Origin of the sequence: Shewanella sp. SM20 (genome assembly GCF_025654545.1) — a bacterium.
Taxonomy (GTDB): Bacteria; Pseudomonadota; Gammaproteobacteria; order Enterobacterales; family Shewanellaceae; genus Shewanella; species Shewanella oncorhynchi.
Window position 1 is genome coordinate 174,276 of sequence record NZ_JAKKRK010000002.1, and the last position, 13,018, is coordinate 187,293.

10 protein-coding genes are annotated in these 13,018 nt (G+C 46.9%); 6 read left to right on the plus strand and 4 right to left on the minus strand.

The genetic code is table 11. The annotated features are described in order from the left end of the window. Window positions 1-16: 16 nt before the first annotated feature. Both L5M18_RS01765 and L5M18_RS01770 read left to right on the plus strand, forming a co-directional pair. Window positions 17-655 carry a TetR/AcrR family transcriptional regulator gene (locus L5M18_RS01765; RefSeq protein WP_028760001.1) on the plus strand — a complete coding sequence of 213 codons (639 nt, stop codon included), beginning with the start codon at window positions 17-19 and terminating at the stop codon, window positions 653-655. 16 nt (window positions 656-671) lie between these two features. Beyond that, window positions 672-2,951, plus strand: a complete 2,280-nt coding sequence (locus L5M18_RS01770) for an acyl-CoA dehydrogenase (protein WP_263195811.1) — start codon at window positions 672-674, stop codon at window positions 2,949-2,951. Between the two features lie 236 nt (window positions 2,952-3,187). On the opposite strand, the gene pyk is transcribed toward L5M18_RS01770, so the two are convergent. Next, window positions 3,188-4,627 carry a pyruvate kinase gene (pyk, locus tag L5M18_RS01775; protein ID WP_263195812.1) on the minus strand — a complete coding sequence of 480 codons (1,440 nt, stop codon included), beginning with the start codon at window positions 4,625-4,627 and terminating at the stop codon, window positions 3,188-3,190. 187 nt (window positions 4,628-4,814) lie between these two features. Next, window positions 4,815-5,669, minus strand: coding sequence for a MurR/RpiR family transcriptional regulator (locus L5M18_RS01780; protein ID WP_006081563.1), 855 nt, complete (start codon window positions 5,667-5,669; stop codon window positions 4,815-4,817). A 312-nt stretch (window positions 5,670-5,981) separates the two neighbouring features. Here L5M18_RS01780 and zwf point away from each other — a divergent pair, with 312 nt between their 5' ends. Genes zwf through L5M18_RS01800 form a run of 4 tightly spaced genes read left to right on the plus strand, consistent with a single transcriptional unit; the run spans window position 5,982 to window position 10,675 of the window. Then, on the plus strand, window positions 5,982-7,454 hold the full coding sequence (gene zwf, locus L5M18_RS01785) for a glucose-6-phosphate dehydrogenase (protein WP_028759998.1): 1,473 nt from the start codon (window positions 5,982-5,984) through the stop codon (window positions 7,452-7,454). Between the two features lie 9 nt (window positions 7,455-7,463). Continuing rightward, on the plus strand, window positions 7,464-8,162 hold the full coding sequence (gene pgl / locus L5M18_RS01790; RefSeq protein ID WP_105252460.1) for a 6-phosphogluconolactonase: 699 nt from the start codon (window positions 7,464-7,466) through the stop codon (window positions 8,160-8,162). Between the two features lie 24 nt (window positions 8,163-8,186). Continuing rightward, window positions 8,187-10,013, plus strand: a complete 1,827-nt coding sequence (gene edd, locus L5M18_RS01795) for a phosphogluconate dehydratase (RefSeq protein WP_263182370.1) — start codon at window positions 8,187-8,189, stop codon at window positions 10,011-10,013. 20 nt (window positions 10,014-10,033) lie between these two features. Next, window positions 10,034-10,675, plus strand: a complete 642-nt coding sequence (locus L5M18_RS01800; protein WP_028759995.1) for a bifunctional 4-hydroxy-2-oxoglutarate aldolase/2-dehydro-3-deoxy-phosphogluconate aldolase — start codon at window positions 10,034-10,036, stop codon at window positions 10,673-10,675. A gap of 186 nt (window positions 10,676-10,861) precedes the next feature. Here L5M18_RS01800 and L5M18_RS01805 read toward each other — a convergent pair whose 3' ends face one another. Together L5M18_RS01805 and yfbR are read right to left on the minus strand one after the other, a co-directional pair. Further along, the gene (locus L5M18_RS01805) at window positions 10,862-12,211 is read right to left on the minus strand and encodes an anti-phage deoxyguanosine triphosphatase (RefSeq protein ID WP_173244953.1); all 1,350 of its coding nucleotides are present in this window, start codon (window positions 12,209-12,211) and stop codon (window positions 10,862-10,864) included. Window positions 12,212-12,236: 25 nt separating this feature from the next. Beyond that, entirely contained in the window at window positions 12,237-12,824 is a 588-nt protein-coding gene (yfbR, locus tag L5M18_RS01810; RefSeq protein ID WP_173244950.1) for a 5'-deoxynucleotidase, read from the minus strand. Window positions 12,825-13,018: the final 194 nt, after the last annotated feature.

The window sequence follows — 13,018 nt, forward strand, 5'->3', positions numbered from 1 at the left end:
AATTCAAGGTCACGGAATGGCAAGTCGATCCGATACAAAAACTAGAATACTTGATGCCGCAGAAAAACTGTTCGCCGAACGGGGCTTTTCTGAGACCTCGTTGCGACTCATTACCAGCAAAGCTGAGGTGAATTTAGCATCGGTCAATTATCACTTTGGTTCTAAAAAAGAGCTGATCCGTGCAGTGTTAGCCCGCTATTTAGACGTGTTTATGCCTGCCGCTTCAAGCCAAATTCATCGTTTAAATGCCGCTCCAGCACAAGCAACACTCGAAGAGATCCTGTCTTCTTTGGTCGATCCTTTATTGGATTTAAACGCGCTACGTACAGAAGGTACCACGATCTTCCTGCAGCTTTTAGGCCGTGGCTATATCGAAAGCCAAGGGCATTTACGTTGGTTTATTACTACCCATTACGGCCAGCATCTCGATGCTTTTGTTAAAGCCGTTTCGGCCAGTGCACCACATATTCCACCCGCTGAAATGTTTTGGCGCTTACACTTTACCTTAGGCACTATCGTGTTCACTATGGCGTCCGCTGATGCCCTAAATGACATTGCTGCTGCTGAGTTTGGTGAGCATAACGACATCGAAGCCGTGATCCGTAAAGTGATCCCCTACATGGCGGCTGGCGTATCAGTCCCCGTTTCTTCTTAATTAAAAGGTCTTGATAATGTTGACGATTATAATTCTTGCCCTGATAGCCATTGTCGTGTTGTTTGCGGTGAAAAATATCCGGATGCAGTTTATTACCCGCCCAGTTTTTAGTTTTTTCAAGAAGGTCTTGCCGCCACTTTCAGATACCGAGCGTGAAGCGATGGAAGCGGGTGATGTCTGGTGGGAAGGGGAGTTATTTCGCGGAAATCCTAACTGGAATACCTTGCACAGCTATGGCAAACCCACGCTAACTGCAGAAGAAAAAGACTTTATTGATAATCAAGTGATGACAGCACTGACGATGATCGATGATTTCGACATAGTACATAACCGCAAGGATTTACCGCCAGAGCTGTGGGAATACTTTAAGAAAGAAGGTTTCTTCGCACTGATCATTCCGAAGAAATTTGGTGGTAAAGCTTTCTCTGCCTATGCAAACTCGACCATTGTCAGCAAATTAGCCAGCCGTAGCGTAAGTGCCGCCGTGACCGTAATGGTGCCTAACTCTTTAGGCCCTGGTGAGTTGCTAACCTACTATGGTACGAGTGAGCAGAAAGAACGTTGGTTACCAGCTTTGGCCAAAGGCGATGAAATTCCTTGTTTTGCATTAACCGGTCCAGAAGCGGGCAGTGATGCCGGCGCTATCCCCGATGTGGGTATTGTGTGTCGTGATACTTTCAATGGCGAAGAAATGCTTGGGCTTAAACTTACATGGGATAAGCGTTATATCACGCTGGCTCCTGTAGCAACAGTTCTGGGTTTAGCGTTCCAAATGCGCGATCCTGAAGGTCTGCTTAGCGATAAGAAAAACTTAGGTATTACCTGTGCGTTGATCCCAACGGATCATCCTGGTGTGGTTATTGGTCGTCGTCATAATCCGCTGGGTATGGCGTTTATGAACGGTACTACTCAAGGTAAAGAAGTGTTTATTCCGCTCGATTGGATTATCGGTGGCCCTGAGTTTGCCGGTAAAGGCTGGCGTATGCTGGTTGAGTGTTTGTCAGCGGGCCGCGGTATTTCATTGCCAGCATTGGCAACGGCTTCTGGTCACATGGCGACGAAGACGACAACGGCTTACAGCTATGTGCGTCACCAGTTTGGAATGGCAATTGGTCAGTTTGAAGGGGTGCAAGAAGCGCTGGCGCGTATTATTGCCAACACTTATCAGTTAGAAGCTGCGCGTCGTTTAACAACCACGGGTATCGATCTTAAAGTCAAACCTTCGGTCGTGACCGCGATAGCTAAGTACCACATGACTGAATTAGGCCGTTCAGTGATGAACGATGCCATGGATATTCAATCGGGTAAGGGCATTCAATTAGGACCTAAAAACTATTTAGGCCACCCTTATATGTCGAATCCAATTTCGATCACTGTGGAAGGCGCGAATATTCTAACCCGCTCGTTGATGATTTTTGGTCAAGGTGCGACTCGCTGCCATCCTTACGTACTTGCCGAAATGGAAGCCGCAGCGATGGAAAACCAACATGAAGCCTTAGAGCGTTTTGATGCGTTATTAATGGGTCACATGGGTTATGCCACGCGTAATGCTTTCAGTGCTTTGTTTAGCGCGTTAAGCGGTAGCCGTTTTGGCAGTGCGCCAGTGAGCGGTGAAACTAAGCAGTACTATAAAGATATGTCGCGTATTTCGTCTGCATTAGCCTTAATGACAGATTTATCAATGCTGATCATGGGCGGCGATTTAAAACGTAAAGAAATGCTGTCGGCACGTATGGGTGATGTGCTCAGCCAGTTATATTTAGGCTCAGCGACCTTGAAGTTGTTTGAAGATAATGGCCGTCAACAGGACGATTTGCCTGCGGTACGTTATGTAATGGCCAATCGTTTGCACTTGGCGGCGAAAGCGTTGGAAGACTCGATTCGTAACTTCCCGAGCCGTCCTGTGGCATGGTTACTGCGTGGCTTAATCTTCCCGCTGGGTAATCACTTCACTGCACCGAGCGACAAAATGGCGACCGATTTAGTTAGCGGTATGTTGAAGCCTGGCCCAGCTCGTGAACGTATTACGTTCCTATGTCCTGAATTTGAAGGGGATAAGGGCGGTATTGCTGAAGTTGAGCAAGCATTTATCGCGCAATATGCCTGTAAAGATATCTATAAAAAACTGAAGAAAGCGCAGCGTGCCGGTGAGTTGCCAGCAAAAGTGCCGAATCTCGTCTTGTTTGCAAAAGCACTCGAGACTGGCGTTATCACTGCCGACGAAGAACAAAAGTTACAGCATGCTGATAAGCTGCGCTTAGCGGCAATTAATGTGAATGATTTCGAAGCGTTATAGTGATTGCTAGTGTTTGATGTTAGCGTTTAATGTTAGTGCAGTTTGGTCTAAGCGGTGTTAAGTTCGATAGCTAGCCGCTTGGGCCGCTTAGATTTCTCCCAGCAATGAGAGACCGATAAATCAGCACCAACAGAAATCTGCACTTACAGAAAACAGTCAATATAAAAAAACCACCTTCATGAGGTGGTTTTTTTTTATTGGCTGTTTTCTAACGAGCTTGAGTTGTTAGAAGAAGCTTAAGCTACGATCAACACTTTACAGGTGTTAGTGCCGCCGATGGTTTCCATTGCATCGCCTTTGGTCATTAATACCATATCACCGCTATTCAAATAACCAGCCGCTGTTAATGCTTCTAACGCTTTTTGCGCTAGCTCATCGGCTGGGTGGATAGTTGAATCGAAGTAAATTGGCAACACGCCGCGGTACAAGGCCATTTTGGCTAAGGTTGTTGCGTGACGTGATAAACCCAGGATTGGCAGTGAAGAACTGATACGAGACATCAACTGTGGTGTTGCACCCGATTCAGTCAGAGCGATAATCGCCTTAACGCCTTCTAGGTGGTTAGCCGCATACATAGTTGATAGCGCAATGGTTTCTTCAACTGAAGTGAAGCGCACATCTAATCTATGTTTAGACACAATCACACTTGGGTGAGATTCTGCGCCAACACACACGTTTGCCATTGCCTTAACGGTTTCTTCTGGGAAGTCACCGGCAGCAGTTTCAGCTGATAACATCACAGCATCGGTACCATCAAGCACAGCGTTCGCCACGTCCATTACTTCGGCGCGGGTTGGCATAGGGCTTGAAATCATCGATTCCATCATCTGAGTGGCCGTGATGACGACTTTATTCAGTTGACGTGAGCGGGCGATTAACTTCTTCTGCACCGCAACGAGCGCAGCATCACCAATTTCAACACCTAAGTCACCACGTGCAACCATGACAACGTCAGATGCTAAGATCACATCATCCATAGCCGCATCGGTCGCAACGGCTTCAGCGCGTTCAACTTTAGCCACGATTAAGGCATTACAACCAGCTTGACGGGCAAGATCACGGGCGTAATCTAAATCAGCACCACTGCGCGGGAACGAAACGGCTAAATAATCCACTTGGATCAATGCTGCAGTCAGAATGTCAGCTTTGTCTTTTTCGGTCAGCGCCGCAGCAGAAAGTCCGCCGCCTTGCTTGTTAATACCTTTGTTGTTAGATAGAGGGCCAGCCACAGTCACTGTGGTGTGCACTTTACGGCCTTCAACACGCTCAACGCGTAATTGAACACGGCCATCATCTAACATCAAGATATCGCCAACAGTCACATCATCAGGCAATTGCTTGTAATCGATACCCACTTGGGTCTCGTCGCCTTCACCTTTTGCTAACTCGGCATCAAGCACGTAGGCTTGACCTAACACCAGTTGCACTTTCTTATTGTCTTTGAAAGTAGAAACGCGGATTTTAGGGCCTTGTAAGTCCCCCAAAATAGCCACATGAACGCCCAACTCTTTAGCGATTTCGCGCGCTTGAGTGGCTCGTTTTAAGTGATCTTCTGGGGAACCGTGGGAGAAATTAAGACGTACAACGTTTGCACCTGCCGCGATGATGCGGCGTAGATTATCATCACGATCGGTAGCGGGACCTAGAGTGGTGACGATTTTGGTTCTGCGGAACATAAGGATACTCCGTTAAAGTTAAAAAAAATCTTGGGCCTATATTACCATGCAATTCCAGATTATGTAGTAAAGTTACAATCAAATTGATCTAAAGTTATGTATGAAAATTGTGAGGTATCGCTGATATTTGCACGATTAATGGCTAGGTTAAGGATCAACACTAGCCATTTTTAGAAAAGGAAGTGAGTTACAGTATCGGATCTTTATTGATGCGAGACTCTTTTAATACTTCTTTCACCCGTTTCAAATTATCGCGGAAACGTGGACCTCTGCGTAAGGTAAATCCGGTTGCCAATACATCTATAGTGACTAATTGGGCTAAACGCGAGGCCATAGGTAAATACATGTCGGTATCTTCTGGCACTTCCATTGTCACGGGCAGCGTACATTCCATCGACAAAGGCGAGTTGCGGGCGGTAATACCAATCACAGCTGCACCGTTTTCTCTCGCTAAACGTGCTATCTCAATCAATGACTTAGTGCGGCCTGTGTGGGAAATCAATACCACCACATCGCCCTCATTACTGTTAATGCAGCTCATGCGTTGCATTAGAACATCGTCAAAACAGATGACAGGGACATTAAAGCGGAAGAATTTATTTTGCGCGTCATGGGCAACTGAAGCGGATGCGCCTAGGCCAAAAAAGGAAATAGTCTTAGCTTGAGTGAGAATATCAACGGCTTTATTAATGGCTGAAATGTCTAGGCTTTGACGTGCAGTATCGAGCGAAGCCATTGAAGATTCGAATATTTTTGTCGTATAAGACTCAGTCGAATCATCTTCTTCAACGTGGCGGCTCACATAAGGTGTACCGTTCGCAAGACTTTGCGCTAGATGTAACTTAAAATCAGGGAAACCCTTAGTATCTAAGCGGCGGCAGAAACGATTCACAGTAGGTTCACTGACATCTGCCATCTTAGCCAGTGTGGCGATGCTAGAATGTATAGCTGTCTGTGGTGATGCTAAGATCACCTCTGCAACTTTGCGTTCTGATTTACTAAAATGGGTGAGGCTTTTTTGAACCTTTTCTAGGGTATTCATACGCGTATGTCCGCTAAATTGAGAATGTAATTTTATTTATTTTTATTTCGTGGGCGCAGATCAAGACTGGCAGCCCACTAATAGACTCTATGTAGTAACTTTTCAGTACAATTTTGAAATAAGACTTTACTACCTTCAGTAATTTAAGCACAAAAAGCATATCAGATTTATGCAGCAAGTGACTAGTTAGCAAGAATGTTAATATTTATAAAAATAGATGCATTTAACAAATTCTGTTGTTATATTACAACAAAAGTGTGGATTTCTTCATCGACATGAAGGGACACGACATACAAAGGAGATCGTAACGCAATGGGCAAAACAACATCAGGCGCCAAAGCTTGTGACTTCGTACTCTTTGGTACTAAAGGCGATTTGGCACGACGCAAGTTGTTACCTTCTTTATACCAGCTAGATAAAGCTGAACTTCTCGATAAAGATACGAAAGTGATCGGTGTCGCGAAAGACGAGTTTACTCAAGATGAGTTTATCGAATTAGTCACGCTTGCATTAAACACCTTCGTGAAAGAGCCTTTGTGCGAAGAGACTCTCCAACGTTTCCTGTCCCGCTGTCACTATATAGGCACTAACTTTACCGATTCAGCGGGCTACAGTGCCTTCCATGATCTGCTCAAACCAGAAGAGCGCGTTATGGTCAGTTACTTTGCTACGCCACCTGCAATATTCGGCGACATTTGCCGTTGTTTGCATGAACAAGATCTTATCCACCCAGATTCACGCGTGGTGCTCGAAAAGCCCATCGGCTCAGATTTAGACTCTTCTCGCGTTATCAATGACCAAGTTTCCGCTTACTTCAAAGAACGTCAGGTTTACCGTATCGACCATTACTTAGGTAAAGAAACCGTACAGAACTTGATTGCTCTGCGTTTTGCGAACTCTTTATTTGCTTCTAAGTGGGACAACCGTACGATTGACCACGTCCAGATCACAGTCGCAGAAGAAGTGGGCATCGAAGGCCGTTGGGGTTACTTCGACAAAGCGGGTCAGATGCGTGACATGATCCAAAACCATTTGCTGCAAGTGTTAACGCTCGTTGCCATGGACCCACCCGTTAACTTAGATGCTGACAGCATCCGTGATGAAAAAGTTAAAGTGCTTAAATCACTGCGTCCGATTAATTCAGACAATGTGTATGAAAATACCGTACGCGGTCAGTACAGCGCAGGCTTCTTAAAGGGCAGCCCAGTCCCGGGTTATTTAGAAGAAGAAGGCGCCAACCTTCAATCACACACAGAAACCTTCGTGGCGATCCGCGTGGATATAGACAACTGGCGTTGGGCGGGCGTGCCTTTCTATTTACGTAGCGGTAAACGTATGCCGTTTAAGAGCTCTGAAATTGTGGTGTATTTCAAAAACCCACCGCATAACTTATATCGCTCAAGCTACCGTAATCTGCCACCGAACAAGCTGACGATCCGTCTGCAGCCCCATGAAGGGGTTGAAATCCAGATGATGAACAAAGTGCCAGGTTTGGAGCAAAAACAACGTCTACAAACCACTAAACTCGATTTGAGCTTCTCCGATACCTTTAAAAATGAACGCATCGCCGATGCCTACGAGCGTCTATTACTCGAAGCTATGCTCGGTAATCAAGCGCTGTTCGTGCGCCGCGACGAAGTCGAGCAGGCATGGACTTGGGTGGATGGTATTATCCAATCGTGGGAACAAAGCAACGAAAAACCAAAACCTTATCCTGCGGGTACTTGGGGTCCAGTTGCGTCAGTTGCTTTGATCACCAAAGATGGCCGTTCGTGGGACGAGTAGGAGACTTTGATGATTAAAGAAACCGTATTCAAATCTTTCGATACGCCAAGTGCGTTAGAACAACAGCTTGCGAATAGAATTGCGAGCCAGTTGCAGGAAGCCGTCGATGCCCGCGGAAAAGCGAGCTTAGTCGTTTCCGGTGGTTCGACGCCGCTTAAGTTATTTCAACTATTGAGCATGAAATCCATCGATTGGAGTGATGTTTATATCACGCTTGCCGATGAGCGCTGGGTTGAAGCCGACGCCGATGCTTCTAATGAGCGTCTCGTGCGTGAACATTTATTACAAAACCGTGCGGCGAATGCCAAATTCCGCGGTTTAAAAAACATGTTTTCGACTGCAGAAGCGGGCGCCGATATGGCCGCCGAGTCCTTGTCTAACTTCCCACGTCCTTTTGATGTGGTGGTGTTAGGCATGGGTAACGATGGTCATACCTGCTCTTGGTTTCCCTGCAGTGCTGAGCTTGAAAATGCGCTCACAACCCAAGCCCTGTGTGTGGCGACGAACCCCACCACAGCGCCCCATGGTAGAATTACGCTCTCTAAGAGTGCGATTCTGAACAGCAGACAAATTTATCTGCACTTGGTCGGGGAACAGAAATTATCCGTATATCGTCAAGCGTTAGAAAGTGATGATGTCCATGCTATGCCTATCAGAGCCGTATTAGCGCAGCGTAAAACGCCCGTTGATGTGTTCTGGAGCGCTTAAGGAGTCACTATGCACTCAGTAGAAATACACTCAGTAGTTCAAGCTGTTACCGACAGAATTATTGCCCGTAGCAAAGCGTCACGTGAAGGTTATCTCGCCGCATTGAATGATGCTCGTAACCATGGTGTACACCGTAGCTCATTGAGCTGTGGCAACTTAGCCCATGGTTTTGCCGCCTGTAATCCAGACGACAAAAATGCATTGCGTCAATTGAATAAGGCGAACATCGGCATAGTGACGGCATTTAACGATATGTTATCTGCGCACCAACCCTATGAAAGCTATCCTGAATTGCTTAAAAAAGCCTGTCAGGAAGTCGGCAGTGTTGCACAAGTGGCGGGCGGTGTTCCGGCCATGTGTGACGGTGTGACTCAAGGTCAACCCGGTATGGAATTGAGCTTACTGAGTCGTGAAGTGATTGCGATGGCAACGGCTGTGGGCTTGTCTCACAACATGTTTGATGGCGCTTTACTGCTCGGCATTTGCGATAAAATCGTACCAGGTTTGCTTATCGGCGCCTTAAGCTTTGGTCACTTGCCTATGTTATTCGTGCCTGCTGGGCCGATGAAATCAGGTATCCCGAACAAAGAAAAAGCCCGTATTCGTCAGCAATTTGCCCAAGGTAAAGTGGATCGCGCGCAACTGTTAGAAGCTGAAGCCCAGTCTTACCACAGTGCAGGAACCTGTACTTTCTACGGCACGGCAAACTCGAATCAGTTGATGCTTGAAGTGATGGGCCTGCAGTTACCTGGCTCGTCATTTGTGAATCCTGATGATCCACTGCGCGAAGCGTTAAATAAGATGGCAGCTAAGCAAGTGTGTCGTTTAACCGAAATGGGCACCCAATATACCCCAATCGGTGAAGTGGTCAGCGAAAAATCTGTGGTTAACGGCATTGTGGCACTTTTGGCTACTGGCGGTTCTACTAACTTGACGATGCACATTGTCGCCGCGGCTCGTGCTGCCGGTATTATTGTGAACTGGGATGATTTTTCTGAATTATCCGATGCTGTACCATTAGTGGCGCGCGTGTATCCAAACGGTCATGCCGATATTAATCATTTCCATGCAGCCGGTGGCATGGCGTACTTAATCAAAGAATTGCTCGATGCGGGGCTATTGCATGAAGATGTGGATACCGTTGCGGGTTTTGGTTTACGCCGTTATACCCAAGAGCCAAGGCTGCTCGACGGTGAACTGCGCTGGGTCGATGGTCCAACGACTAGCTTAGATACTGAAGTGTTAACGTCAGTCGCATCACCTTTCCAAGGCAACGGTGGCTTAAAATTACTCAAAGGTAACTTAGGCCGCGCTGTGATCAAAGTGTCAGCAGTACAAGAACAACATCGTGTCGTTGAAGCGCCCGCAGTGGTGATTGACGATCAAAACAAACTCGATGCCTTGTTCCAAGCCGGTGCTTTGGATAGAGATTGTGTTGTGGTGGTTAAAGGTCAAGGCCCGAAAGCTAACGGTATGCCAGAACTGCACAAGTTAACCCCATTATTGGGAACGCTTCAGGACAAAGGCTTTAAAGTCGCGCTGCTGACCGACGGTCGCATGTCTGGTGCGTCGGGTAAAGTCCCTGCGGCCATTCATTTAACGCCAGAAGCCTTAGATGGCGGTTTAATTGCCAAAGTCCAAGATGGCGACTTGATCCGTGTCGATGCGTTAACAGGCGAACTGAGCCTGCTTGTCTCTGAAGCTGAACTTGCCACCAGAGCCGCGGGAATTGTGGATTTACATCGCTCACGTTATGGGATGGGCCGCGAGTTATTTAGTGCGCTACGTTCAAATCTAAGTAGTCCAGAAACTGGTGCGCGTTGTACTAATGCCATCGATGAACTTTATTAATACAAAGGAAGAATAACGCAATGCTTGAGAATAACTGGTCACTACAGCCACAAGATATTTTTAAACGCAGCCCTATTGTTCCTGTTATGGTGATTAACAAGATTGAACATGCGGTGCCATTAGCGCGAGCACTGGTTGCCGGCGGCATTAGCGTGTTAGAAGTGACTTTGCGTACGCCTTGTGCACTCGAAGCTATCACTAAAATCGCTAAAGAAGTGCCTGAGGCCTTAGTGGGCGCAGGGACTATCCTAAACGAAGCTCAGCTTGATCTTGCGATTGCCGCGGGTGCGCAGTTTATTATTACCCCAGGCGCGACGGTTGAACTGCTCAAAGCGGGTATGCATGGTCCAATCCCTTTAATTCCAGGGGTTGCGAGCATTTCAGAAGTGATGACGGGGATGGCGCTCGGTTACACCCACTTTAAATTCTTCCCAGCCGAAGCCTCGGGTGGTGTCGATGCCCTTAAAGCCTTCTCGGGTCCGCTAGCGGATATTCGCTTCTGCCCAACAGGTGGCATTACGCCAAGCAGCTATAAAGATTATTTAGCGCTGAAAAACGTCGATTGTATTGGTGGTAGTTGGATTGCGCCAACGGATGCAATGGAACACGGCGATTGGGATCGTATCACTCAACTTTGTAAAGATGCCATTGGCGCTTTATAAATCGAGCTTAAAATAGTGACAAAATAAAAAACCACCGCGAGGTGGTTTTTTGTCTTTTATTTTTCGCATTTTGATAAAGAACGGCTGCGATAGCTGACTCTGTAGAAAGTCTGTTTTTTACAGTAACACGAGCATTTACAAACTGTCTGGATTTATAGAAAGTCGGGCTGCGAAATGATTACTTGCCTACATTTCCTTACTCAGCTCCACATTCGAGCCCGCTTTGGGGCTAAATAGCTGTTGATACAGTCTGCCTGCAAACTCATCTGTCATCCCCGAAATATAGTCCGCCAACACTCTGTGACTGTTTAAACCTTGTTGCTCACTTTCACGCCAGCGCTCTTGGGTGTTCAGTGGCAGTAAACGCTCGGGATCGGAAGCGAAGGCTTCGAATAATCCCATCACAATCTGCTGGCCCTTATATTCGAGCATTTGGATCTCAGGTTTACGGATCACGTATTTATAAACCAGTTGCTTGAGCACATTGAGTGCAATGGCAAATTCGGGCTCTAATGTTGCATTAAAGCGCAATAATGGCTCTTCGAACACGTCATCTTCTGAGATAACAATAGCGGTGACAAAGCCATTAACGAGTGTGCCTATGGCATCTTTACGTAGGTGATGCTCATGTGAAAACAGCTTGTTGCCAATATCTGCCAGCTCTTGTTTTATCCAAGCATCACTGCTGTTCGTCAGTGTCGGCGCCACATCTTGATGCCACTGGGACGCTGTGACTATGCCCATCACAATCGCATCTTCGAGATCGTGCACCGCATAGGCGATGTCATCTGCCAGTTCCATAATCGAGCAATCGAAGGATTTAAACTGGGTTCGCAGATGTGGATAGTGGTGCAGGGCGGGGTGTGAACCTTGCTGCGTCGAGGTAAAACGACGGCTATCCGCCTCAGACAAAGGCTCAAGCACCCAAGCGAAGATGTCGTTATCATCGTCGAAAATGCCCTTAACCGGCGGCCATTGTGACGGTTTTAACTGTCTGTGGTTGGTGATTTCATTATGTTCACCCGCGACAAATAGCTTCGAGTGCGGCGCTGGGTATTTTAAAATCCCGAGCATGGTACGCCGACATAAGTTCATCCCAAAATCTAAAGTGTAGGGCTCAAGTTTCGATAAAATACGAAAGGTTTGGCCATTGCCTTCAAAGCCGCCGTGGTCGCGCATCATATAATTCAATGCGACTTCACCGCCATGGCCGAAGGGAGGATGACCAATATCGTGGGCTAAACACAGGGACTCTAATAAGCTCATAGAGCAAAGCAGTTGTTTATGTTGTGGATATTTGCGCCTGAGCTGAGCAGCTATGCCGGTACCAATTTGCGAGACTTCGAGTGAGTGGGTTAATCGGGTGCGATAGAAGTCATTCATGCCAACGCCAAGCACTTGCGTTTTGGCCTGGAGGCGGCGAAAGGCGGCCGAGTGGAGAATACGCGCCCTGTCTCTTTGGTAAGGGCTGCGGTGATCAAAGCGCCGTTGTTTATCTTCACCATGACGGCGTTCTTGCCAAACACTTGAAGTCATATGCATTCCTAGCGAGAGTGGAAAATCAAAGCATCTTGTTAATTTCGTCTAAATTCAAGGTGAAACTGGGCACAAAGCAGCTTATAAAATACTGTACTGCGGGATCTGGATTTGTCGCCAGCATGTCTTCGAGACGCTTACGGGCGGTATTGAATTCACTGTTGCCAGCGCGGTTTTCCTCAAGGCATTTAAGATAGGCACACAGAGTATCAGCCGATTTCACTATGGTCTTGTAAACGGGATCGGCGTAATCGCTGATGAACAGACTGCGATAATCTTCTTTAAATTCCTCAGGTACCATATCTAACATGCGCTGCTCGGCAATCGCCTCAATCTTTTTATACTCGGCTTCAATTTCTTTATTGAAGTATTTTACCGGCGTCGGTAAGTCACCCGTGAGAATTTCACTGGCATCGTGAAAAATCGCCAGACTCGTGGCTTGATGGGGATCGAGCGTCGTGCCGAATTTCTTATTACTGATGATCACCAGTGCATGGGCCACCATGGCAACTTGCAGCGAGTGTTCTTGAACATTTTCAGTGCGAACGTTGTACATCAAAGGCCAGCGTTGGATAAGTTTCATGCGAGCTAAATGCGCAAATAAATGACTCATAGTTTTCCTGCTAAAGAATGAAATCGGAAGGCGACAAGCTGCAATGGAAGACATGAAACGAGTGAGTAGGCAGTATTGACGCTAGTGAAGTCTTAGATTATCACAGCCTTGGATGACATGTGAGCATGAGCGTAGAGGATTTAAAGAAATAGCTAAAAATAAAGCGACCGCTAGGATCGCTTTATGTCTCAAAC

What these genes read in the sequence shown, in the direction of transcription:
- L5M18_RS01780 (WP_006081563.1), bottom strand. Translation starts at nt 5,669, where the DNA reads ATGAATACCCTAGAAAAGGTTCAAAAAAGCCTCACCCATTTTAGTAAA.
- L5M18_RS01800 (WP_028759995.1), top strand. Translation starts at nt 10,034, where the DNA reads ATGCTTGAGAATAACTGGTCACTACAGCCACAAGATATTTTTAAACGC.
- L5M18_RS01765 (WP_028760001.1), top strand. Translation starts at nt 17, where the DNA reads ATGGCAAGTCGATCCGATACAAAAACTAGAATACTTGATGCCGCAGAA.
- zwf (WP_028759998.1), top strand. Translation starts at nt 5,982, where the DNA reads ATGGGCAAAACAACATCAGGCGCCAAAGCTTGTGACTTCGTACTCTTT.
- pyk (WP_263195812.1), bottom strand. Translation starts at nt 4,627, where the DNA reads ATGTTCCGCAGAACCAAAATCGTCACCACTCTAGGTCCCGCTACCGAT.
- L5M18_RS01805 (WP_173244953.1), bottom strand. Translation starts at nt 12,211, where the DNA reads ATGACTTCAAGTGTTTGGCAAGAACGCCGTCATGGTGAAGATAAACAA.
- L5M18_RS01770 (WP_263195811.1), top strand. Translation starts at nt 672, where the DNA reads ATGTTGACGATTATAATTCTTGCCCTGATAGCCATTGTCGTGTTGTTT.
- yfbR (WP_173244950.1), bottom strand. Translation starts at nt 12,824, where the DNA reads ATGAGTCATTTATTTGCGCATTTAGCTCGCATGAAACTTATCCAACGC.
- pgl (WP_105252460.1), top strand. Translation starts at nt 7,464, where the DNA reads ATGATTAAAGAAACCGTATTCAAATCTTTCGATACGCCAAGTGCGTTA.